The sequence below is a fragment of the Bradyrhizobium valentinum genome, assembly GCF_001440405.1.
In the GTDB taxonomy this organism is placed as follows: domain Bacteria; phylum Pseudomonadota; class Alphaproteobacteria; order Rhizobiales; family Xanthobacteraceae; genus Bradyrhizobium; species Bradyrhizobium valentinum.
The window spans coordinates 1-21766 of record NZ_LLXX01000189.1; the positions used below are offsets into that span (position 1 = coordinate 1).

At 57.3% G+C, this 21766-nt stretch carries 21 protein-coding genes and 3 pseudogenes; 10 read left to right on the forward strand and 14 right to left on the reverse strand.

Annotated elements, in window-relative coordinates; translation table 11 throughout:
• Positions 1–1812: 1812 nt before the first annotated feature.
• A complete protein-coding gene (locus tag CP49_RS43815) occupies positions 1813–2322 on the reverse strand; it encodes a TetR/AcrR family transcriptional regulator (RefSeq protein WP_082646395.1) in 510 nt (169 codons plus the stop codon).
• A gap of 217 nt (positions 2323–2539) precedes the next feature.
• Positions 2540–2932: an avidin/streptavidin family protein gene (locus CP49_RS34075; protein ID WP_057854504.1), complete on the reverse strand. Its 393-nt coding sequence runs from the start codon at positions 2930–2932 to the stop codon at positions 2540–2542.
• Positions 2933–3410: 478 nt separating this feature from the next.
• Between CP49_RS34075 and CP49_RS34080 the strand changes: the two genes are divergently transcribed.
• The 4 genes and pseudogenes from CP49_RS34080 to CP49_RS49530 form a co-directional block, all read left to right on the forward strand.
• The gene (locus CP49_RS34080; RefSeq protein ID WP_156438817.1) at positions 3411–5414 is read left to right on the forward strand and encodes a hypothetical protein; all 2004 of its coding nucleotides are present in this window, start codon (positions 3411–3413) and stop codon (positions 5412–5414) included.
• Entirely contained in the window at positions 5407–6414 is a 1008-nt protein-coding gene (locus tag CP49_RS34085) for a nucleotidyl transferase family protein (RefSeq protein WP_082646396.1), read from the forward strand. The genes CP49_RS34080 and CP49_RS34085 overlap by 8 nt, the downstream gene beginning before the upstream one ends.
• A 15-nt stretch (positions 6415–6429) precedes the next feature.
• Complete coding sequence (locus CP49_RS34090; RefSeq protein WP_057854507.1) at positions 6430–6705, forward strand: hypothetical protein; 276 nt, start codon at positions 6430–6432, stop codon at positions 6703–6705.
• Between the two features lie 107 nt (positions 6706–6812).
• Positions 6813–7016: pseudogene (locus CP49_RS49530) on the forward strand (AlbA family DNA-binding domain-containing protein); the annotation flags it as partial.
• A 16-nt stretch (positions 7017–7032) separates the two neighbouring features.
• Here CP49_RS49530 and CP49_RS43825 read toward each other — a convergent pair.
• A pseudogene (locus CP49_RS43825) lies at positions 7033–7897 on the reverse strand (IS1380 family transposase); the annotation flags it as partial.
• 172 nt (positions 7898–8069) lie between these two features.
• On the opposite strand from CP49_RS43825, the gene CP49_RS34105 reads away from it, so the two are divergent.
• Positions 8070–8501, forward strand: a complete 432-nt coding sequence (locus CP49_RS34105) for a hypothetical protein (protein ID WP_156438819.1) — start codon at positions 8070–8072, stop codon at positions 8499–8501.
• 244 nt (positions 8502–8745) lie between these two features.
• Here CP49_RS34105 and CP49_RS34110 read toward each other — a convergent pair whose 3' ends face one another.
• Positions 8746–9855 (reverse strand): Fic family protein, encoded by a 1110-nt coding sequence (locus CP49_RS34110; protein WP_057854510.1) that lies wholly within the window; start codon positions 9853–9855, stop codon positions 8746–8748.
• Between the two features lie 205 nt (positions 9856–10060).
• On the opposite strand from CP49_RS34110, the gene CP49_RS48800 reads away from it, so the two are divergent.
• The 3 genes from CP49_RS48800 (at position 10061) to CP49_RS48185 (ending at position 11920) form a co-directional block, all read left to right on the forward strand.
• The gene (locus tag CP49_RS48800; RefSeq protein WP_276326869.1) at positions 10061–10609 is read left to right on the forward strand and encodes a KAP family P-loop NTPase fold protein; all 549 of its coding nucleotides are present in this window, start codon (positions 10061–10063) and stop codon (positions 10607–10609) included.
• Positions 10610–10686: 77 nt separating this feature from the next.
• On the forward strand, positions 10687–11259 hold the full coding sequence (locus tag CP49_RS48805) for a P-loop NTPase fold protein (protein WP_338060433.1): 573 nt from the start codon (positions 10687–10689) through the stop codon (positions 11257–11259).
• A gap of 19 nt (positions 11260–11278) precedes the next feature.
• The gene (locus CP49_RS48185; RefSeq protein WP_244608634.1) at positions 11279–11920 is read left to right on the forward strand and encodes a hypothetical protein; all 642 of its coding nucleotides are present in this window, start codon (positions 11279–11281) and stop codon (positions 11918–11920) included.
• On the opposite strand, the gene CP49_RS43830 is transcribed toward CP49_RS48185, so the two are convergent.
• The 10 genes and pseudogenes from CP49_RS43830 to CP49_RS34150 form a co-directional block, all read right to left on the reverse strand.
• Entirely contained in the window at positions 11833–12324 is a 492-nt protein-coding gene (locus CP49_RS43830; protein ID WP_197423322.1) for an IS3 family transposase, read from the reverse strand. The two genes, CP49_RS48185 and CP49_RS43830, sit on opposite strands and share 88 nt — an antisense overlap.
• A gap of 169 nt (positions 12325–12493) precedes the next feature.
• Positions 12494–13621, reverse strand: a pseudogene (locus tag CP49_RS34125) (IS110 family RNA-guided transposase); the annotation flags it as partial.
• A gap of 94 nt (positions 13622–13715) precedes the next feature.
• The gene (locus CP49_RS43835) at positions 13716–14141 is read right to left on the reverse strand and encodes a transposase (RefSeq protein ID WP_156438820.1); all 426 of its coding nucleotides are present in this window, start codon (positions 14139–14141) and stop codon (positions 13716–13718) included.
• Between the two features lie 174 nt (positions 14142–14315).
• On the reverse strand, positions 14316–15548 hold the full coding sequence (locus CP49_RS34130) for a Fic family protein (RefSeq protein WP_057854512.1): 1233 nt from the start codon (positions 15546–15548) through the stop codon (positions 14316–14318).
• 345 nt (positions 15549–15893) lie between these two features.
• Positions 15894–16502: a PIN domain-containing protein gene (locus CP49_RS34135; RefSeq protein ID WP_197423323.1), complete on the reverse strand. Its 609-nt coding sequence runs from the start codon at positions 16500–16502 to the stop codon at positions 15894–15896.
• Positions 16477–17667 (reverse strand): helix-turn-helix domain-containing protein, encoded by a 1191-nt coding sequence (locus CP49_RS34140; protein ID WP_057854524.1) that lies wholly within the window; start codon positions 17665–17667, stop codon positions 16477–16479. Before CP49_RS34140 ends, CP49_RS34135 begins: the two co-directional genes overlap by 26 nt.
• Positions 17660–17980, reverse strand: coding sequence for a hypothetical protein (locus CP49_RS46440; protein WP_197423324.1), 321 nt, complete (start codon positions 17978–17980; stop codon positions 17660–17662). The genes CP49_RS34140 and CP49_RS46440 overlap by 8 nt, the downstream gene beginning before the upstream one ends.
• 103 nt (positions 17981–18083) lie before the next feature.
• Entirely contained in the window at positions 18084–18626 is a 543-nt protein-coding gene (locus CP49_RS46445) for a hypothetical protein (RefSeq protein WP_197423325.1), read from the reverse strand.
• On the reverse strand, positions 18551–19045 hold the full coding sequence (locus CP49_RS46450; protein WP_197423326.1) for a hypothetical protein: 495 nt from the start codon (positions 19043–19045) through the stop codon (positions 18551–18553). Before CP49_RS46450 ends, CP49_RS46445 begins: the two co-directional genes overlap by 76 nt.
• 33 nt (positions 19046–19078) lie before the next feature.
• On the reverse strand, positions 19079–19612 hold the full coding sequence (locus CP49_RS34150; RefSeq protein WP_197423327.1) for a hypothetical protein: 534 nt from the start codon (positions 19610–19612) through the stop codon (positions 19079–19081).
• A gap of 298 nt (positions 19613–19910) precedes the next feature.
• Between CP49_RS34150 and CP49_RS34155 the strand changes: the two genes are divergently transcribed.
• On the forward strand, positions 19911–20723 hold the full coding sequence (locus tag CP49_RS34155) for a type IV toxin-antitoxin system AbiEi family antitoxin domain-containing protein (protein ID WP_057854513.1): 813 nt from the start codon (positions 19911–19913) through the stop codon (positions 20721–20723).
• Positions 20723–21763: a nucleotidyl transferase AbiEii/AbiGii toxin family protein gene (locus CP49_RS34160; RefSeq protein ID WP_057854514.1), complete on the forward strand. Its 1041-nt coding sequence runs from the start codon at positions 20723–20725 to the stop codon at positions 21761–21763. The genes CP49_RS34155 and CP49_RS34160 overlap by 1 nt, the downstream gene beginning before the upstream one ends.
• Positions 21764–21766: the final 3 nt, after the last annotated feature.

The window sequence follows — 21766 nt, forward strand, 5'->3', positions numbered from 1 at the left end:
CGGAATGGGTGGTCACAATCCGTCGTAGCGGGTGGTCGCGATCGTCGGAATACGCAGATATCCCTGCTTTCACTCCCGGCTAGCAATGGATCCGCCTCGAACTTGGCCCTTCTTGCTAAGCCTCGCTGAGCAAAAAAGGCGGCCATCCTCAAACTGGCTGCACACCCCTAACATCGATGCGACAATTCATGGCCAGCCAAACACCGGCCATGAACCCTCGGCCTCGTTCTCGACGGTGAAGTGAAAATCCCTCAGGCGGCTCGTTTCAAGCATCCTCAGCATGATCCGAAAACTCGCCGCGCGTGAGGGGCTGAGAGACGGAAGATGCTCCCCCTTAAAGAGATGGCCCGCGTCCGGAAATTCCGTCACGGCAAACCAATCCGATCGCTTACTTGGCGGCTACGTTTCGAGTCCAACGAAACTCGCTTCCGCAAACGCACTTCTCTGTGCCGGTATCTGTTCGGTGCTTCCAACAGTCGCCAAAACTTGGTCGTACAAAACGGACACACAATCTCATCACGGCCATATGTGTTCGGGTAGTCGTCTGAGAGGTCGTACTGCTCTTTCCCTATCGGTTGTTCGAGGTCATACGGTCTTGGTGCGAGCTTTTCTTTACGAGTTGCTCAATCCACTCTGCGCCAAGTTCTCGGAACTCTGCTTCGGCGAATGACGAAATCAGTATCATCTCGTCTTGACCTACGACGCGGACGTAGTTCGGCCCCATCGGGCATCCATTGTGGCCCAGTAATCCCAAGTACATTGGCCTGGAATTGGCGAAGTTCCTCCAGACCCAAATTGATCGATCTGATTTCCCATACGAATCGTCGGATCACCTCCTGAATCTCAGCAGCGCCACTGCCGAGCTGTCTTGCTGCGCTGGGCAAATCCGGCGGCATCGATGTCAGGAGTTCCATCCTTGGTTCGTTTTCCCCTTAGCGCAGATTAAAAATGGGGACAATGCGGGTCACCCGAACGCAATTCTGAGCGCGCGGACCGTTGGGCACTTCGCCAAACTCGCGATCACCTTGACGTCGGTGAAACCGATCGCTGGGTCGAAGCCAACACAAGTGCATAATCGGCGTGGTGAAATCCGTCGAAAATGACGCTCGAAAGCGGAATCTAAGCGTCGACGGGGCACGCGTTGCATTAAACAATATCGACAGATCGTTACTATCGAGCGTTTAGCATGGCCCTCTTCACGACCGGGTTAAGCCCATCTCAATTCGGTGAAACAGTACAGGAGCCGTACATGGCTAGCCATTTCTACCAAGTTTGCATGGGTGCGTATGGGGAGACGTTGTTTCGGTCCAGCAAGCGCGACGCGCGGCAAGCGATCTGGTTACAGTACAACCTGATGCGGCTTGGGAGCGAAGCGTGCGGTCCAAGCACAGTTTCCACTGGGAGCGCACGTCGGCCTACTGGGCCGCTTCTGCCATTAATTTGAAGCCGTAGAGCCGCACCACCGGTTATCGCCGACGCTCAAAGCGTCTCCATTCTCGCTTCGTCCCCAACGGGGATTGAATTTCGCACCCAAGGAACATCTGCGCAACCCAATCGGCGCACATAGCGCCTGGATGCCTGAGTGCGGGAAAGAAGCAGCCCAGCCGAAGGGTGGCGTGGCTCAGAGCCAAAGAGTTTGCGCGAGTGCAATTTCTGGTTTGGGAGCCCGCTTGATTACCTGGATGAAGAGTAATTGTCTGTGCGTTCTGGACTTATATTTTTGATCTTTGTGGTGGGGCTAATAGCACTGCTGTATTTGCCCGAGCCTGAGAACGACGACACTGTTTTAGTTTGTTCCGTCGCGTGTCCCAATTAGGACAGCCGACGGGCCAGCATGTCAGCGGTGACTGCGCCGCTGTAATGGCGCAGCATTGACTGAAACCAAGATCGAAGACGACATGAGCGAGCAATGCTGGGTCGACCTCGGCAGCGAATTCGTTTCGGTCCTGCGACGCGCGAAGAAGGCCGGCGATAGAGTACGGATGCGGCAAAGTCCGATGCAGCTGCGAGAACCGGCGGCTGCATAAACAGAATTTCCCGGAAGAATATGCCGGACAGCGCGGGATCTCGATCGTGACCTGCTGTCGTATTCGCTAGCAGGCAGGAGAGCTGTTCAACGAGCGTATCGCGCGTTCGAACGAGCGTAAACGCATCGTCCCAGGTTCTTTCGACATTGCCCTTGAAGAGCTCGACAAGCAGTTCTTCCTTGGACCCGAAGTATAAGTAAAATGTCCCGGCGCCGACCCTTGCAGCCTTGGCGATCGCTGCCGTTGAAATCTTTTCATGCCCTTGCGCCGCGAGTACGGGCGTTGCTTTCTGCATGCAGCGCACACCGACGTTGCTGCCCTATGCACGTCACAAAGATGCTCACGCCCGGCAGCGAGAGTTGTTCTCCTTAAGAGGTGCCGCAACGAAATCGCAACGAATTCGGTGGAACGACCGTGAACAAAACGTGGCGGAAACACCTGCTACGACAAGAAAAATCAATAACTTAGAAAATATTCACTGCGGACGCAGGTGCCTCGGGTCGGCGCGCAAACTACCATACGCGCGTGAATGTATCCTTGCCCTTCAACTTACTGGGTCTACCATTCTTGTCGATGTAGAACAGCGTCCAAGACGTGGGCATTTGGGAGCCGTGAGTCTTTCCGACCCAGCGGGTGAAGGAATTGCATTGGGCAAAAGTAACAACAAAGTACAAGCCGGTTGGACCGAAGGCTCCCGATGCAGGGTAAGGAATGCCCTGGCACGCAAACCCTTGAGCATGGTTTGTGAAAACCCCCTGTATTGCCCCGTTGTTGTTGGACCAAACAAACAGTTCCGAACCTCGTTCATTCTTCCAGTACGAGGGAGCAGGAAGCCCCTGCGCCATGACCTCGGCGGAAAGCAAGAAAAACTGGGCGATCAGGAAAAGCCCTAGAAACTTTTTCATATTAAAGTCCCAAAAAAGAGTTCGCTTAAAGGTAGCAACTCTTAGATCATATTCTCGGCCGCCGCAATAACTTGTGCAATGCATCTTCGCTGCTTTTTTCTATCTCACAACTTTCTTCGTGCGAACCGTACGCAAGCCCTCACCAAATTTCTCTACTGCGCGCCCCGAACACGCATGAGCTGTCGTCGCGCTCATGGTTTCGCTGGGATCGCCGCTTTCGGTGCAAACCGCTTCGCGTGGTTCGGGTAATCTGGCCCGATATCCTGCCGAGAATGCATCAATTGGCGCTCCGAATACCCCAAGTCATCAACCCATGACACCCCCTAGCCAATCCATCGAGCCTGCCCGGATTGAGGCTGGGAAGTCGCCCGAACGTAGCTCAGCTGATTTCGCGAGAGTTGGCGATACAGTGCAGATAATCGTGCTTTCTTATCTGCAGACGCGTAAAATCGGTTGCTAACGCCGCTCGAACCGACTTATGGTTGGCGAAATTTCGCGCATCGATTGCTTTTTTTCTAGCCTTCCAATGATTTCAAAATCCATTGTCGAACTTCTGCGTCCGATAAGCCTTGGACACTATATCCGCTCGGCCAGAGAAACAGGTCGCGGACAAGTCGAGCCGTCCGGACGTTTGGAATTCGTGTCCGCGCTAGAACGTGTGGCACTCGTGTACGCGAACGCCGCAAACCTGGATCATGAAGAGGAGCGTTTGTCTCACCTAATCAGTGACGTGCTTCACTCAGAGCGCGCACTGCTCGACAATCCGATTCCGAGGTATCCGATCTATACAAATATTGCGATCTTGAATCGCTTTGTTGGTGTCTACTCGCATCTGAGTATCCAAGACACGTGGGCGCGATGTAGGAAGGCTCTGGCGATTCTCTGTGACGATTGGCTTTCGTTTGAACGGCATGCTCTCGACCGCTTCGAACGAAGCAAGGCTGGCGGGACTGAGACTACCGGGGAAAATTTTCATGAAAAGTTCGTCCGCCAACGGATCCAGAATCTTGAGCTTCTTTGCTCTTTCTTGGCGAGCGTCGATCGGCCAACGATCGCATCGGTCAATAACAGCTTACCCGCTAGGCATCCGATCGATTGGATATATTATGCACTTGAGCATGACGGTGCCGTCGCATTGGCTCACTTGAGTGCCTTGCCGCAATCGAGCTACCACGACGAGTACCTCTTTCTGCGAACTCTCCATCTCACCGAGACGTGCTTTTGGGCGATCATTACGGGCATCCGTGCTGCCACTCAGGCATACGCGAGAAATGAATTTGGCATAACTCTACTTGCGCTCAAGGAGAGCAACTTCTTCGCCGAGTTTATGGTGCGCGCATTGTCAGTATTTCGCACCCTCCCTTACGAGAGCTTCTTTGATGGCTTTCGGGTTGCAACTGGCGATTCGAGTGCGGTTCAGTCGGAAAAATTTCAACACTTGGAGATCATTAGTCGGGGCCTTTCTGACGAAAAGCGAGCTGCTCTGCGCAGCAAGAAAGAGTTGTCATGGCTAGCCGACTGGCGGCCCGGCGCTGAAGCGACGCTTGGTGGCCTATTGGCATCTGTTGAACAATCGCAGCTCGAGACCGCCTCCAATCTCCGTGCAGAGCTCTTTCGGCTTGATCGCAGCTTGCAGAGCTGGAGAAACATCCATTTGGGGATAGCGCGAAGCTATCTTCCGGAAGGAACCGTTGGGACCGGCGAGGAAGGGGTAACCTATCTTGAGAAGCACTTTCAGAATCCGGGACTATTTGCGCACGCCGATAATCAGAAAGTCGCTACGACGACAAAGCTCGTCTCGGAGAATGCTTTCGTCACCTCGAACGATTTGTTGGGCCTAAGGATCGGATTTATCATTGCGCGAGACGTTCCCGTGCCCGCGCTTCTCGATGCTGCACGGGCGCTCGGCGAACAGACTAAAGAGCGACTGAAGGATCTATCTCGCGACACAAATTACGCGCTGAGTAAACTCTTCGGCTATTACGATCCGATTTTTGCACGGTACAGCAAGCCGTTTCCACTCAAGAAGCAGCTTCAGGATGCAATGAAGAATGGCCTCCCCGACCGACCGATTCCAAAATTGCTGCTTTCGTTGGAGCTATCTACCGGATTGTTAATGGGTCTCCATGACGGTGGAGCCCTCAGGTTTCCCGTGCGCGTAACGACAGCTTCCGAGGGGCAGCACTTCGAGGCCATGAACGGTAAAACGTTGGCGCTAGGGTCGGAAGAGTTGATATTGGCCGACGAGGTTCGCGCGTTTGCGTCCTATGTTCAAGGACCAGATAAGCGCACTGCCGTTCAACTTCCGACGGAGCCGACGGGAAAGACCATCAAGTCGCTGCTGTTCGCCGTCTTCGGAGCTCCGGGATTGCCGGAAGCGGATTTTGAAGCTGCGTTGGATTTCGTACAGACCGCCGCCTTCTCCATGGCCGGACGAAAGCCGGACGTCTATCTCCTAACCACCAAGCTTGCTCATGTCTGATTCAGTGTTTCTAGAAAGAGGTGTCTCCGCGCTCAAGAGCGACGCTATAGTACACCTCGGAAATTTCTTCGGTGCGCTTAAGGGATCGCTCGACGGACAAGATCTCTATGCTCGAAGCAATTTCCTTTTTATCGCTGATCGCCATTACCTGGTGGATTTCGACGCCGACGTTGACTTAAAGGGACGCAATCACGCTCTCGTCAGGGACTTTATAGCTCTCGGTTTTGATCCCCAACGTACTGTCATCTATCGGCAATCCGACATTCGCGAACTGTTTACCATCATGTGGCTTCTAAATTGCCACACGCCCGCCAAGGAGCTGCTCGAAAGAAAGGACTTCACGGGAGCCGTTGACCCTTCGTTAGCTCAGGTCCTCTATCCTCAACTAATGGCAGCGGACGTGTTGGGGTTGCGGGCAACACAGGTCTATGTCGGCCCCGATGAGGCTGACCATGTGGCTTACTGCCGAGAGATTGCCGGCTTCATCAATGGCGCAGCGGAGAGCCTAGTCTTGCCGCCGCCGCGGCGAAGAGGCCCAATATCGGAAAACATGATTATGGGCCCGGGCGGGGCAAGAATGTCGCAGACTAACAGAAACATAATCCCGATCTTCGGAGACGAGCGCGCCATTCATCGCTGCTTTCAGCAAATCCCGGTAAGCAAGGTACGTAGGCGTGAACCGATCAACCCGGACGATGATATCTGCTTCAACCTGTTCGAACTGATGGCGACCGGTGACGTGGCCGCGGAGCTCAAAACGAAATATCTTGAAGCCGAAGTTGATCAGGATGAAGCGCGCGCGTTTGTCGAGGAGCAGTTCTTCAAATTCTTTTCGAACGCGCGCGAGCAGCGAAAGCAAAAATCGATGTCTGAAATTGATGTCGAGGAAATCCTGCAGTCCGGACAACAGCGCGTGAGAAGAGAAATGCGAAATACCATATCCATCCTTGAAGACATGTTATATTATAACGTAGGAAGCAAATCCTCCCGAGCCGTCTAACTTGGAGTCCATCAAATGCAGATATCAAAGCCGGACGAAGCGCTTCAGCTTCCGGAAGGATCTCTTGAAGTAGTAAGCAAAACGGAGCGAGGTCGCGTCTGCGAGCCCTACAAATTTACGAGCGCCGAAGTCGTCGATGCGGCGGGAGCCTTGCTACGCGAGAACGTTGAACTTGTCGGCTTTGCAGCTCAAGCAGAAATACTCGCGTTCAGGACCAATCATTTTGGGTGGAAGCATTTCGAGGAGGCGTTTGCCTTAAGTGGATTTAGGAGAAATCTTAAATCTCGCTAACGCCTGAAATTAAGCCTTTCTCCGGGCTTGCGATCAGCTGTGATGCGCGCTGACGGTGATTGACGCCTTTTTTGGAGTATGATGCCGAGGCTGTTTCCGGAGTGAGCATGGCACTGAGGCACTTAGCGGTGAATCAAATCGATGAAGGCCAGCTTCAGCGCCTGATAGACGGGAAAGCATCGGAAACCCGCGATTGCGAGTATAAGCGCGCCCCCTATGGCAATGCCGATAAGGATCACGGCGAGTTTCTTGCTGATATCTCTTCCTTCGCGAATGCAGATGGCGGCGACATCATGATTGGCATCGATGCGCAGTCGGGCGTGCCTAGCCGCGTAGAACCGGCAGGTTCTCGATGGCGCGTCGCGTGCGGATGTCGTCGGCGATCTCGTCGGCTTTTTTGGCAAGAGGCTTGGTGCCGGACAGACCGAAGATGTAGTCGATGCCGTTGTTCTCGCACCACGTCATTGCCTCCGGCCGAGCATAGTGCCCGTCGCCACGGAACGTAATTCGCGTGTTGTGCCACCGCGTCCGGATATGCCGTATCAGGCGGCGCAGATGGGCACGCACCTCGACGCCGCTCGGCGTCTTGCCGGGCCGCAGCACGACCGCCACGGGCCGGCTCTTCTCCGTGTCGTAGACGTGGATCGGCAGAAAGCAGCATTCGTCATAATGAGCGTTGAACAGCGAGAGCTGCTGATGGCCGTGGACGACGTCGCAGGTATCATCGATGTCGAGCGTGACAGATGCCGGCTCGCGTGGGTAGCTATCCATCCATGCGTCGACCAAAATGTAGGTCAGTCGGATCACGTCGCGCAGGCGCGGAGCATTCTCCAGCCGCGACAGCGTCGGTTGGGAACACAAATTCCCGGCCCGTGTCCGGTAGGCGACCGCAGGCCAGCTTGAATGCCGGATCGGACCTCAGATGATCGAGGTCGTCGGCGTCCTCGTAGCCGCAGCAGATCGCGAACATGCGAGCGCGGAACATATCGACAAGGCTGTGCACGACCCGCGTCGGATCGCGCCGATCCGGGAACACCCGGGCCAAATTGTCGGCCAAGCCGAGACGCCGCTCGGCCATCGCCAGAAGCATTACGCCCCCGTTCGAGGTCAGGCGACCGCCATCGAAGGCAGCTGTGACTTTCTTGGCGCGAACGGCTGGAAACGAGAATGGCAGAATCGTATCATCGGTCATGGCGGGCGTGGCGTTCGCGGTTGAAGGTGATGGGTTGGCTTCGCAACCGAATCCTACGCCGCATCAGCGCTTTACACCACGCTCGCCAGCCTCTCAGGCGCACTCTTGCGAATAAGACGAGTTAGAGACCTTGAGGGAGTCGGCTAGCCTATATGCACTAGGAGGCTGGTCCATGAAGGCTCTGATTGCTCTCATCGCTGCTATTGCAGGCGTTGCTGTGACCCTGGCGCACCTAAAGGAAGGTGTGCTGCACTTTCACCTTCCTAAAGATCTGACTTGGACGACCGCGGGAACGCTGCTCTTTTCGGTTATTGCGCTTGTTATCGGCCTAGCTCACCTCCGCCATTCCATTAAAGTGCTGATGCAGCGCAATGTCATCTGCACGGCTCTCGTAGTCGTGTTTGCTGTGTCCCTCCTTTCGCTTGTTGTGGGGGGAGCCTGGCTGTTTGGGATGATCTTTATCGATGCATTCCGTTCCGAGAAGCATATCGTGCTCGTGCTGAGCAGTGTGTGGGGCGGCGGTGGCCCTCACTCTTGCGAGCCTCTTCATTCTCGGCGCGATCGGGGAAAAGTACTCGCCTGTCGGATGGGTTGGAGCGAATGATAACCGCGACCCGAATGCGCCGGCTAAGGTAGAGCCGGTTGTCGTGGCCGATACCTATCTCAGTCCGAGAACATCAGAGCTTTACGGCCGACCAGTGCCTGCGCCGATGACGAAGTATGTGTCTTAACGACTTCGGCCTGAGAGAGCGCCCTTCGTCGTCACCGCCTTGACCGGCGCCTTCCATCAAGCTCAGTGCTATCGCGTCGATACTGGTTGACATGTTCAAAGCGGCGCATAGGCGAATCTAGGTGTCCTCTGGCAAATTCAGTTTGTATCGGGTGTGCCTGAGTTCGCCCGTTTTCGTAAACGCGCCCATTTCGACAAGATCTTGTAGGTCTCTTGTCGCGGTGGCGCGTGATGTCTTGGTGATGCTGATATAGTTTTCCGCACTCAGGCCGCCCTTGAACCGATCGATGCCTTCGTGGAACATACGCGCCACGACCTTTTCTTGGCGCTCGTTGAATTGACCGCGAAGGCGCTCATAGAATTTGGCCTTAGCGACGTAGAAATCGACCCGGTTAATTGTGCTCTCTTGCGCTTCGAGAATCGTCAGCGCGAAATATTTCAGCCAATCGGTGATTTCGAGGTCTTTGTTGTTCCGCTCCAAAGCTTCGTAGTAAAGCCGCCGCTTGCGTTCGATCGTATAAGCGAGCGCAATGAGCGTCGGCTGCCCGAGATTTTCCGCCAACGACTTTTCCGCTATGGCGCGTCCGATACGGCCGTTACCATCCTCGAACGGATGAATGCAAACGAAATAGAGATGCGCGATACCGGCGCGCGTAAGGGCGGGCAGGGGATTTTTTCCCTCTGGCGCGCCGTCATTGAACCAGATGATGAACGCATCCATCTCCTTTTTCATTCTGTTGGAGGGAGGCGCCACAAGGTGAACTTTGGGCTTTCCTGCAATCGGTGTCACAACCTGCATCGGTTCGGGATGGGTGCGGTAGCCGCCGATGTCCTGGATTTTCCGATCGCCGCTCATCAGCATCTTGTGCCACTCGAACAACATGTCGTGCGTCAGCGGATCGGCGAATCTTTTATAGAGATTCGCCATCATTTCCGCGATGCCGTGCTCGGCTTCGTTGACGTTGGTATCGTCGCCCTCAAGTCCGAATTGCTGACGCAGCGAGCATTGAACGCTCTCGCGCCGCAGTATCTCGCCTTCAATTTCCGAGGTTTTTACCGCTTCGTCGCTGATGAGCTCGATTTTGAGCATGTCACGGTCATCCTGGCCGACATGCTTGAAAGCGCCCAAGAACTCGCCGGATTTGACGAGAAACTTGGTTTCGAAGGGCTCTAAGAGCTTCGAATCAAAGGTAAATTTGGGCCAATCGGGATTTTCCCAGTTCCACATGAGCTATAGAAACCTCCGCTATACCTCAGAATAATGGCATTTATGAGCTATAGCAACGAATTCTATAACTCACGGGCCTGCTATTGAGGGACAAGCGGATGACGATGCTGCTTGGCATTGCATCACAACTCAGCCGTGCTTTAGTCTCGAACTCAATTGGGGCGTCAAACAAAAACTTGGAGACTCCGTTCGCCGGTGCGGCTTCATGCGGCCTAATTCATATCGACAGCACGGATGTGGGAACGACACTAACCGCGACTTTCTAAATGTTACCGGCGTCTCTGACACGGTTGTTGAAATCATCGTTCAGGCTCATGGCAAACCGATCTCCATTGGAGTTTCTGGTGCGTGGGGCGCTGGCAAGTCCTCAATGATCAGACTCGTTCGCGCTGGGCTCGAACAGCGCGCCGAGGGCAAGCGGTCAGATTTCATTTTTGTTGAGTTCAACGCTTGGCTTTATCAAGGATACGACGACGCGCGCGCGGCATTGATGGAAGTTATCGCGACAGCGCTCGCAAAAGAAGCCGAACAGCGCAGGACCGGGCTCGAAAAAGCCAAAGAGCTGCTGCAACGCGTGAATTGGTTTCGCGCCGTGAAACTTGGCGCAGGATCGGCCTTAGCGCGTTCGCTCCGCCTACCGCCGACAGGAATACCTAATGAAGCCATCGAACTCGGGAAAAAAATTGCGACCGGAAATGCTGGCGCTGACGACATCGCTAAGGCCGAAGGCACAGTAACAAGGCATCGGGCCTGATCAAGCCACGCACCGAGTCCTCGCCGCCTAAAGAAACTCATGCGATCCGCAAATCGTGCGAGGAAACCCTCGAAGTAATGGGCACGAAGCTTATTGTGCTGATTGATGATTTGGACCGCTGCCTTCCGCAAACGACGATATCAACGTTGGAGGCCGTTCGCCTTTTCTTGTTCCTGGAAAACACGGTGTTTGTCATTGCCGCCGATGACTCTGTCATACGTCACGCTGTCCGCCGTCACTTCGATGGGATCGTCGATGAAGGCTTGGTGACAAGTTACTTCGATAAGCTCATCCAAGTTCCTATTCGCGTTCCGCCCCTGGGGACACAGGAAGTAAGGGCGTATTTGATGTTGCTGTTTGTAGAGAACAGCACAGGCCTCAACGCGGATGAGAAAGAGGCCGTCCGCAAAAAAGTCTGCGAGCAACTCAGCCAGAGCTGGCGCGGCAAGCGCGTTGATCGCGCGTTCATGCAAACCGTTCACACAAGTTTGCCAGCCGATCTCGTGGCCCGGTTCAACACGGCTGATAGGCTTGCGCCACTGATGACATCGGCTACGCAGATTGCGGGCAATCCTCGTCTTATCAAGCGCTTCCTCAATGCGCTTTCCATTCGCATGTCCATCTCAAAATCGCACGGCGTTCGGGGTTGATGAGGCCGCACTGGCCAAAATGCTGCTATTCAAGCGCTGTGCCGATCCGGCGGCGTATGCCAGCCTTGTGAGCGCTGTCACAGCCGATCCAAACGGAAAGCCGCAACTTCTCGCGCCGTGGGAGAGTGCAGCCCATGCCGGAGAGACCATCGATCTTGAGAAGCCGTGGGACGATCCATTCGTCCGAGAGTGGTGGTCCATTGAGCCCCGGCTGGCTGATATGGACCTTCGCGAGATTCTGTACGTTGGCCGCGAGCATGCGCCGCTCATCTCGCCGGAAGATCGCTTGTCTTCGGAAGCGGCAGAGCTTTTAGGCGCTCTGCTTGAACACCCCGACATGGCGTCGCAACTGAATGAGCGCTTGCTCAAGCTGCCGCGCACGGAAACGGCAATTGTCATGGACCGCGTCCTGAGCAAAGCCATTCAGGAGCAGTCTTGGGGGACGCCCCCAATTCTCGATGCCGCGCTCGCCGTTGTCGCGGCAGACCCTTCGCAAGGTGCCCGCGTCGGTATGTTCTTGCGCGAACGTCCGCCCGCTCAAATCACACCCAGCCTTGTCCCCAAGATTGCGGATCAACCTTGGGCGAAAGATCTGTTTGTGCATTGGCGCACTGCAGGGGTCGACGGCACGGTGAAGCGCGCGACGATCCTGCGGCTGTAGAGGTCCATGACGGCAGCCAGATAGAGCCAGCCCTGACCGGTCTCAATGTAAGTGATATCGGCGAGCCAGATCCGGTTCGGCGCGGCGGCGGTGAAGTTCCGATCGAGCAGGTTTGGGGCGATCGGGAAGTCGTGGCGACTGTCGGTGGTCCGCACCCGACGCGGCTGCGCCATGATAGCCCGAACGCCGTGACGGCGCATCAGCCGCTCGATGCGGCCGCGGCTCACCCCACGGCCCTGAGCCTTCAGCTCGATATGGATACGCGGGCTGCCATAGCGTCCACGGGTTTCGTGATGGACCCGCTTGATGTCGTCGACGAGTTCGCGGTTGGCGGCAGATCGCCGGCTCTCCGGGCGCGAGCGCCAAGCATAATAGCCGGCCGGCGAGACCCAAGCACGTCGCACAGGATCGTCACCGGGTAGTCGGCGCGGCGATCTTCGATGAAGCGGAATCTCATTTCGGTCCCCCAGCAAAGATCGCGATCGACTTCCTAAGAAACAGCCGGATTGGTGTCCCCCGAAATGGCCTGCAACACGAAGCCCAGCGATTTGGCCCGGCGCTGAAGGTTGGCAAGGCTCCGAGCGCCGTATCGCTCCTCCCGACGGTTGTGGCTGCCAACCGCAACAGTGCTGCTGCCCGACTGGAAGATCTCCGTGTGCGCGAGGACAACACCTTACCGCCGGAGATTTTGTTGCCTGGTGCAAGGCACAGCCAGGAAGTGAAGTGCGTTGCGCTCGGCCATGCCTGCAGATCTGTGCCGCACTCACCGATGAGCTTCAATGCGAGCGATGGGCCCAACCCATGAATCTCAGTCAGATCGATGCCGAGCACACCGTACAGCGCGGTCCTGACATCGAAGGTAGGCGTGTTGACCTGCTTGGTCTTGATGCGTGGCTTAGATAGCTTTCCGGCCGGTCTTTCGCCTCTATTGTTTAGGGCCGCGATCAGGACCTCGAGCTTGCGGTCGCAGTCGAGCATCTTCGCCTGGTAGACGTCGTAGAGTTCCAGCGATTGGGTCAGCGCGAAGACATGTTCGTGCCGGTCGTTGCCCACAAGTGCCGCCCGGATCGTCTCGATGGATGAATGGTATCGCACGTCCCGATAGGTTGCCAAGACGGCAGGATTCCGCTCGCCTGCAACAATGGCTCGGATAATCCGCATGCCGGTCGCGCCCGTGATATCGGAGACCACATGATGGAGTTGCAGATTCATCTCCATCAGGGCCTTCTGCAAATGCTGGATATGGGCCGCGGCATATTCCACCAGCCGCTCCCGTTGGCGCAGATACGCGCGCAGAGTTGCAATCTCGGCATTAGGTCGAAAGCTGCCACGTAACAGGCCATAGGAATGAAGCTCGCGTAACCACGCGGCATCGCTGACATCGGTCTTGCGCCCGGGCACGTTCTTGGCGTACCGCGCATTGACCAAAATCACATCAAACCCGCGCTGCTCCAGGATCTCGTAGACGGGGATCCAATAGACCCCAGTGGATTCCATCGCGACGCTCTTCACGCCGCAGGCTTTGAACCAGTCCGCCAGATCATGCAGGTCTCGCGTAAATGTGCCGAAGGAGCGCACAGGCACGTCGGTGGAAGCGGGATTAACCGCAGCCATGTGCATCTTTGATCCGATGTCGATTGCGGCGGCCCCAACGTTGACCGGCTTTAGTTCCGGTCGGTCGCCGATCGTCCTCTTGGGCATGGCAATCCTCCAATCAATGATGAGTAGGAGGGTCTGGGCTATGCCAATCGTCATCTTCCTAATCGGGATCGCCGCCAGGGCGACGTCACCACTCTCAAGTTCGCATACACCCATGGACCATGTTTTTTAACGGGGTTTGTGCCTCCAATAATCGAACGGCCGCTACCCTCCCAGCCGCAGAGGATAGCACAAGGCTGTTTCTAGGCCGCAAGGCGCGCCACGGTGCTGGACAGTTTTTTAGAATGTCGCGCTCCATGCGCAGCCGCTCGTTCTCTCGCTGCAAACGGGCGATCTCTGCCGCGTGGTCCGCCGACGGCAGCGTCGCCTGCGTTGTGGGGCGCCGCGCCGCCGCCGTCGGCTCCCGCCCACCCCCACGTCGTTCCACCCAACGCCGCAACACGGAATCGCGCAGGCCAAGTTCCTTGGCGACCGATCCGATCGAGCGGCCGCTCGAAGCCACCAGATCGACCGCTTGCCGCTTGTAATCGTCCGTAAACGACCGACGTTGACGTCCTTCCATCCGACACCTCCTGACTCATCGAGCCTACTACAGGTGTCCATCAATTCGGAGGAGGTTCAGCCTGTCGCAGGGTGCGGTTACAGATCAGCTTCGATCACGGCAAGCGCGACTATTAGCATCGCGGCTTTCGGTTTAATCGGGTTCACGCTAACGGCCGCGCATGGTCATTATCCATCACGGCCACTTCGGGCTCGCCTTCGCGGCGTCGTCAGGCTCCGATTCATCGGGAAGGATCGGTTGTTCACCGAAAGGACGGTTGATGATGTTCAGCGCATCATTCGCGGCGTAGACGCGATTGCGCGAGTAGCCCGTCCGTTCGGCGAGAATGCCAGCCTCCTCCAACTGTGCGATAGCCTGGTGCGCTTGCGGCGGGCTGATCTCGAGGAGTTCTCCGAGCCGTTTGGCGGTTAGGACCGGGTAATGGGGAAGCTCGTCGAGCGCGCGCGCGGCCGCCGATCCCTTTCGGAATTTGCGACGGCTCCTCCACAGTTCTGACAGTTCGGCCAGAGCCGAGCGCGTTTTCATGAGCTCTTCGACGGTGCCGGTCACGGCCTCTGCCATAAAGATTATGATAGGCTGCCAGTCGAGGCGCTGCTGCGCATCCTCCAAGGAAGCGTAGTACGCGCCCTTCTTCGCCTCAATGTATGGAGATAGATAAAGGGGGACGTGCTTCTCGGCAGCCATCATCAGTGGAAGAAGAAGACGACCGACGCGGCCGTTGCCATCGCGGAACGGGTGGACCGCCTCGAAATGGGCATGCGCGATGGCCATTCGCGTAATGAAACCCTGGGTCATCTGCTGCATTCCCTCGTTGCGGAGGTAGTCGACTGTCTGAGCGAGGCAAGCCGGCACCTCATCGGGTGGCGGCGGATTTAGGCTTGAATAGGCGATGTTGCCGCCCCCTCCGATCCACACCACGCGCGTGCGGAGTTCGCCCGGAACGTCCTGGTAATCGGGATCATCTTTCATGACGGCGCGATGGAGACTCTTCAGGAGATCGATCGTGAAGACGTCATATCCGTCCTTCGCCGCCAATGGGATGAAATCGTCAAGAGCCACAGCGTAGTTGCCGACCTGGCGCGCGGCATCCTTTGCGTCGTCGCCGCCGGTCTCCTCGACCGAAAGGAGTTCATCGAGCGTACTTTGGGTGCCCTCGATCGAGGTCGAACTGACCGCCTCCCGTCGGGTCAGGATTCGGCTGACAATGTAGGGGTCCTTCATCTGAGTCGCGATTGCGTCTATTTTCCCGAGCGCGCCCTGGGCATTGTCCAAGGCCTTCATCGCTTGGATAACTGAGACCCCGTGCTCCGGGGGAGGTGGTTGGATGATACCGTAGTGCGCCTCATACGGGTGCGGGAGCCGTTTCAGGGTCTCCCGGATTGTGTGGCTGAGATCGCTGCGCTTCATGTTTGGAGCCTGCTTTGGTATTTATAATTAGGGTTTCTTATAAAAACCATAACAAAATCTGCTTTTTTGGCGCCCCCCTTAGGGTTCCCCGAGATCTTGGGGAACCTGAAAACAAGCGAGCTCGTCGTCTCAGTGGTTTCAGCTCTGCCGTGCCATCCTATGCGGACAAGCCGCTTTCAGCGTAGCGAAGGGAACTGAGACCTCCGGCTCCGCGATCAATCATCCGACTTCATCATCTGAGCGGCAGGCCGGCAGGCCGACATCGCGGGCGCACGGCTACCCTTCGCGGCAGGGAAGTGAGTCGAAGCGCCGGCGCACGTCGCAGGAAGAAGAGGAGCTGAAAGCTCATCGGCGATAATCGACCGGGTCCAGGGAGGCAAGTGCAATCGAGTGAACGCTCCATCCTATAAGTGCGATAACGCCTTCCACTCTTTCTAATGGAATTCGCATGCGCCCGTCGCGAAGAGCGAGATACATCGCTTCGATGACAGGTTGGTCGCCGAGGACCGCGATGGCCGTTGGATGACGTAAGATGTCTAACGACCAGCCTGGATTTCGCGTTTTCAATAGCGCGCTGGCGCGGCTTCGTCCGCGCCGTTCATCGATAACCGGCAGGAAAAATCTTGCTGCCGCGATGGCGATCGTTGCAGCTTCGCCATCGTCAAGGGAGGGCGAGGTAGACGTGAGTTCATGAAAAATCTCGTACTCGGCGTCGGTCATAGTGGCGAGCGTTACGATTCCACGCGTCACGAGATCAAACAGAAAGCGGTGCTCGCCGTTCTGCCGGCTCGTCTCGTGCTCCAGCTCTCCAGCCACGATCTCGGACACGACGACATCATTGGGAATGGACGCGAGGATGCGCTCGCCATATTTGCAAGCGTGAAGGTTGATCAGAACACTTGTGTCGAGAATCAGCGGATCCGCGATATCAATCAGGGAGCTTGTGCAACTCATCCGTGTCTCTTTCCTCAAGCTCGATCTGGTCGATAACGCCGCGAAGCTCCACTCGGCCCACCTTCAGCAGCTCCGCCAATTGTCCTTCCGACATGAGCTCGCGCTTCCAGGCGGCATGCGCCATCAGGCTCAGGCGGTGGGAGATGGGTCGGTCCGCGTCGCTCTTTGCGGGATCGCGGCGATCGGCCATTTCGCCGAGGACCTCTCGGACATTGTCATCGGTGATGCCGCCGTTGTTTTCGAACCATGCCCAAGTGCCTTTCTTGGCAAGGCCCAATTCCTCGAGCCGCAGCCCGCAGGCTTGGCGCGAGATATTATATTGCTGGGCGAGGAGAATGATCAGGCGCCGGGTCGTTTTGCCGGTGATCTCCTTCAGTTGGCGGAAGCTTTCCGAGAAGCTCTCGGCTGGCGTCAGGAATGCACGGCCAAAGACGTTGGCATAGCGTTCATCGCGTGAGAGGAACTTCTCATCGTCTTCGAGCACTTCGGGAATCCGACGGGTACCATAGAAGTGGCCGACCTCATGCGCCGCGGACTGGATGCGCCGCGGCAATGGGTGGCTGGCGTTTAGAAGTATGCAGGCGCCGACACTTTCATCGTAGGTGAAGAGGCCAGCAACCTTTGAACTGGATGAGAGACGACGCTGATACAATCGGATGCCAAGACCCAGTTCGATGACCGAGAAGATGTCGGCGATCGGCCCCGGACCGAGACCCAGCCAGTCGCGCAATTCCTTGGCATGCTTTTCTGCGAGGGCCGCAACGTCGCCCTCGTTTATACCGTGTTCCGGGGGGTAATTTCGACGTCGCTGGATGCCGAGGATATTCTCCATTTCAACGTCCGCTTTAATCAGGTCGTTGAATAGCTGAACGGCTTCAGTGGTGTGCGCGTCCTCCGTCTCCCGCAACTTGCGGAACCGAGGCATCAGATCGGTATGCACTGCCTCGCGGCGGAGGAGGGCGTTGACCGATACGCCGTAGTGGCGCGCGAGCGTCTGGATTTCCTGGATGCGCACACGGCGCACGCCCTTCTCGATGGATACAAGGGTGGGGCGGGACATGCCGATGACCTGGGCCGCGTCATCCTGGCGGACGTCTGCGTTCTCCCGTGCTATCCGCAGGCGGCGTCCTATTTCCTGTGCGCTCAGCTCATTCAGATCAGCCATTGCGCCCTCCATCCATCCAGCTTTTCAAAAAGCTTTGATCTCCTTGCGCGGACAAAAATGCCCGCCATTCCTCGGCATGAGTTACCAACATCGTCCTCAGTTTCTTCAGAGTGTCTTCGTAGTTTTCCGCTATCGCAGCTGAGATTTGCGAGGCGTGAACGCGAATGTTCTCGTCAGGCAAGCCGCTCATGTCCGCGAGATGCTGCAGGTGACGCGCACCGACGCTTCCGTATTCGACCATGATGTCCCGATCAGCCTTTTGGGGTATGACCGACAAGGCATCGGCCGCGTCAGAAGCGGCAAGGTCGGACACGATATACGTACCAGGCGCCTCGTTAACGCCAGCGGCATGCAGGCTGAGGCGTCTCAGCAAGCAAGCCGCGCACAGGCCACACTGCTTCCTACCTTCCTACCGCCTACATTGACGACCCGGCGCGTTTGCCAACAGGAATGGGTACTGTCAGATGCTGTTCGGACTTTCCGATCATGTCCAGAAACGCGCGCAACGTCTGACCTTTCGTCGACCAGAGGCGTGGCTGCTCAAACCGCACTCGGTAGCCCAGCACTGCCTTGATGAAGCGCTCCATCTTCCGAAAGAACGTCGGATGGTTGCGATAGTCGGCGTAGATGTTGTGCAGCGGGAGAAGTACCGGCCCAAGCGCGCCCTGGCCGCTCTCCGGAACAATGACGCGCGTCACGTTTGAGAGCTGTGCAGCAATCGCCGTCACCGCCGCAAACTGAAATCCCCGCGAGCGGAAGCTGCTTTCGTTCCCGCGATATCCCTTCACTTTGAAGGGAATCTGCGTGAAATAACTATCCCCGTTTTTGCGCCGCTGGCGATTGCCCGCGACCCGGATACACAGTGCCTCAGCCTCGCTCCCGCTCAGAGCGGAGACGGCACGCGAATCCAAACCATCGCTGTAAGCGACGGCGAAGGTCTTGGCCTTGCCGAAGTCCAACGGCATCTGCCGCGGCCGATCGGCGAGAGGTTCTTTGCCTGGACAAAGGTCAATCGCCATGCGTCGCCGGTCAGGTGGTTCAAGACGCCGTGCAGGGCCTTCAGAACCTCCGGCTTCTGCCAGGCCTTAAGGTCGATGACTGGGATCGCCACATCGAAGGTTCGGCGCCAGCCCAACGGACGCTTCCAACGCCGGTCAGCGAACTCGATGGCGGCGCAGAGAACAAGCATATCGTAGTGCAGCGGCTCGAAGCCCTTTACGTCAAAGCTATCCAGAACCGCCGGATTAAAGTAAATGTGACGGCCGACCTCCGCGATCACAGCACCCTTCGGGAGGGTGCGGCGGCTGCGCTCCTGTCCCTTCTCGATAACGATCAAGCGCTTTTCTTGCATCGGTGAGTATTTCGGATTGGCGCTCACTCTTCGGGCCCCTCATCTACGCCGGCTTTCTTCTCAACCGCCTGCCTGAACGCGCGCTTGTTGCCGGTGGCCAAGGCGTCGCAGAGTTCGCTGGGCTTGATAGCAGCGGACGTCTCGCGGTTCCGCTCGATTCCCCTTCTGGTAATCTTCGCGGCTCATGTCGCCGAGCTCGCGGGCACGAATGCATTCTTCGTCGAGCCGGTTTTTGATGGTGCCGATCCATTCTTTTGTCGTGCTGTCGAGCGCCTGATCGAGCGCCTTCTCGGGAGGGAGTTGATCCCGGAGATTCGCAATCAGATGTCTTTGCAGGGTATCCGCCAGTGGCGACGTCGGATGAGACTCGAAAATCGTTTCGACCGCCGTGACCGGGTCTAAGTCCATTTGGGGGCGGTCGGCATGAGCTTTGAGTTCATCGAAAAGGGGACTGAACGTCTTCATGTCCACGTCACCGATCATGCTGTGGCACGCCTGCGTCGTTCGCTCCTCACGGCTCGTGGCGTCGCTGACCAGGTCTTGGCCATAACGCTTCCAGCTGCTGGGCAACTCCGCATTTCTGAATGGGTCCATTGCTCATGGCCGCCTCCCATGTCGGCAAAATAGTAACAAAATCTGACAATGTCAATATATACCGTAAATTATCTGACATTGGAGATCCGTCTAAGCAAACCGCTTAATTCGTCTGATGCGGTCCTTTCGCGGGGCGGTTTGTTCTAGAAGTGCGCCGGAAGGGGTAATTCTTAGCCCATACGGCGCGTTTTCGCCATCAAAGGGACGGCCGATCGGCCCCTTTTCTCAGGAAGATTTGTTGACAAATTTGCGTCAGACTGGCTATTTATTACCCGCCTTGGCGCAGAATTGAAGACTTATGCAATCCCGCCAGCACAAAACGGCCAGCTTCCTGTCGGCTCATCCGGTCTTCACCCGGGCTGAGTTCGCGGCGGCCTTCGGCCATCCGGCGAGCGCGGCCAATGTCACCAGCCTGCTTAGGCATCACCTGCGCGCTGGCAACATTAAGCGGGTCAGTCGCGAGGTGTTTGCCGCAGTGCCGGCCCACATGGCGGCGGAGCGGATGGTGATCGACCGCTTCGCCGCGGCGAGCAAGCTGCGTCCCGATGGGGTCCTGGGATTTCACTCAGCCCTTGAGCTGCACGGCATAGCCTATTCCGAGTTCAACGAGGTTCAGCTTATCAGCGCCGGACGGACCGAGCGCGTGGACCTGCCATTTGGTGCTTGCCGATTCGTCACGCCGGCGAAGGCGTTGGCGGCGACAGGCAAGGCCAACTACCTGACCGCGACTATGGACCGGCAGGGAGTGACGGTCCGTGTGACGGCGGTCGAACGCACGGTCGTCGATGTCCTACATCGGCCAGAACTCGCGGGCGGCGGCGAGGAAGTTCTGAAGTCGCTGGATCTGGTGCGCTATCTCGATCCGGCGAAGGTCGCCGACTATGTCGAGCTGCTGGATAATCGGTCGCTCGCCTCGGTTTCCGGCTGGTGGCTCGAGAAGCGGCGCGCCGCGCTCGGCGTCTCCGACGATGTCCTGGCGCGCCTGCGAACACGGCTTCCACGATCAAAGCATTATGCGCTGGGTGCGGAACCCGGTCATGCGGTGCTCGTCGAGCCATGGCGCGTGCTTCTCCCAGCGCAGGCGGTCGACGCCGCCTTTGAAGGCGTTTGATGGTCGCGTCGCGAGAAACGCTTCAGGACATCGCGGCCGAGCGGCAGCTCCAGCCCGCGACGCTGGAGCGTGTGATCCGGCTGATCGACATTCTCGATGCCTTCGGCGCCGACACGCTGATCGGGCCGCGCGTCGCCTTGAAGGGCGGCACGGCACTCAACGTCTTTCATTCCGATCTGGACCGCCTCTCTGTCGATATCGACGTCAACTATGTCGGCGCGGTCGACAAGGAACAGATGGACGCCGACCGCCCGGGATTGGAAGACCGGATCGAGCGCTTGATGGAATCGAAAGGGTACGTCGCGCGGCGTGAGCCGTCCGAGCACGCTGGCGGCAAATGGATTTATCGCTACGCCTCTGCGCTGGGCGGCGCGGGGACCATCGAGATCGATATCAATTATCTCTACCGCGGCCCGCTCTACGGCGTGGATCGCATGCCATCGGTGGCAATCGGATCCTACCAGGCCACGAATGTTCCGGTCCTCGATATCCACGAGATCGTCGCCGGCAAGATGGTCGCGCTGATCACGCGGCGCACCGCGCGCGATCTGTTCGACGCCCACCGGATCATCGCCATGCCGTCTCTCGACTGGGCGAAGATCAAGGCGGCCACCTTGATGATCGGTGCGAGCGCCAAGAGCTTCGACTGGCGCACAGCCTCGCCCGAGGAGATCGGATGCGAGGTCGGCGACATTACCGGCAACCTGACCATGTGCCTGCACGATCGGTATTTCGACGGCTTTGGCGGCCCAGCAGCTTGGATCGAGAGCGTCACGACCGAATGCCGGGAGAAGCTCGCGCCGCTGTTTAAGTTCACAGCGGGGGAGGGCGCATTTTTGGATGCCGTGCTGGACCGGGGTGAGATCGCCGCGTCTTCTCTGGAGGTGCCAGCAAACGTGCGCGCCTCGATAGAAGCCAGTCCGGCCCTGCGGTGGAAAGCGCAGAATGTCAAAGCTTGGAAATCTGGCGACAAGTTGCTGGCGCCACGTACAAGACGAGCAGCGCGGCCACGTGGAGAGACTAGGAGCCTGTCTGAGTAGTGA

Bases quoted from the DNA above. Each gene is read 5' to 3' on its own strand.
- CP49_RS43815 (WP_082646395.1), bottom strand. From the start codon at position 2,322: ATGCAGAAAGCAACGCCCGTACTCGCGGCGCAAGGGCATGAAAAGATT.
- CP49_RS34075 (WP_057854504.1), bottom strand. From the start codon at position 2,932: ATGAAAAAGTTTCTAGGGCTTTTCCTGATCGCCCAGTTTTTCTTGCTT.
- CP49_RS34080 (WP_156438817.1), top strand. From the start codon at position 3,411: ATGGTTGGCGAAATTTCGCGCATCGATTGCTTTTTTTCTAGCCTTCCA.
- CP49_RS34085 (WP_082646396.1), top strand. From the start codon at position 5,407: ATGTCTGATTCAGTGTTTCTAGAAAGAGGTGTCTCCGCGCTCAAGAGC.
- CP49_RS34090 (WP_057854507.1), top strand. From the start codon at position 6,430: ATGCAGATATCAAAGCCGGACGAAGCGCTTCAGCTTCCGGAAGGATCT.
- CP49_RS34105 (WP_156438819.1), top strand. From the start codon at position 8,070: ATGAAGGCTCTGATTGCTCTCATCGCTGCTATTGCAGGCGTTGCTGTG.
- CP49_RS34110 (WP_057854510.1), bottom strand. From the start codon at position 9,855: ATGTGGAACTGGGAAAATCCCGATTGGCCCAAATTTACCTTTGATTCG.
- CP49_RS48800 (WP_276326869.1), top strand. From the start codon at position 10,061: ATGCGGCCTAATTCATATCGACAGCACGGATGTGGGAACGACACTAAC.
- CP49_RS48805 (WP_338060433.1), top strand. From the start codon at position 10,687: ATGGGCACGAAGCTTATTGTGCTGATTGATGATTTGGACCGCTGCCTT.
- CP49_RS48185 (WP_244608634.1), top strand. From the start codon at position 11,279: ATGCTGCTATTCAAGCGCTGTGCCGATCCGGCGGCGTATGCCAGCCTT.
- CP49_RS43835 (WP_156438820.1), bottom strand. From the start codon at position 14,141: ATGGAAGGACGTCAACGTCGGTCGTTTACGGACGATTACAAGCGGCAA.
- CP49_RS34130 (WP_057854512.1), bottom strand. From the start codon at position 15,548: ATGAAGCGCAGCGATCTCAGCCACACAATCCGGGAGACCCTGAAACGG.
- CP49_RS34135 (WP_197423323.1), bottom strand. From the start codon at position 16,502: ATGAGTTGCACAAGCTCCCTGATTGATATCGCGGATCCGCTGATTCTC.
- CP49_RS34140 (WP_057854524.1), bottom strand. From the start codon at position 17,667: ATGGCTGATCTGAATGAGCTGAGCGCACAGGAAATAGGACGCCGCCTG.
- CP49_RS34150 (WP_197423327.1), bottom strand. From the start codon at position 19,612: ATGGACCCATTCAGAAATGCGGAGTTGCCCAGCAGCTGGAAGCGTTAT.
- CP49_RS34155 (WP_057854513.1), top strand. From the start codon at position 19,911: ATGCAATCCCGCCAGCACAAAACGGCCAGCTTCCTGTCGGCTCATCCG.
- CP49_RS34160 (WP_057854514.1), top strand. From the start codon at position 20,723: ATGGTCGCGTCGCGAGAAACGCTTCAGGACATCGCGGCCGAGCGGCAG.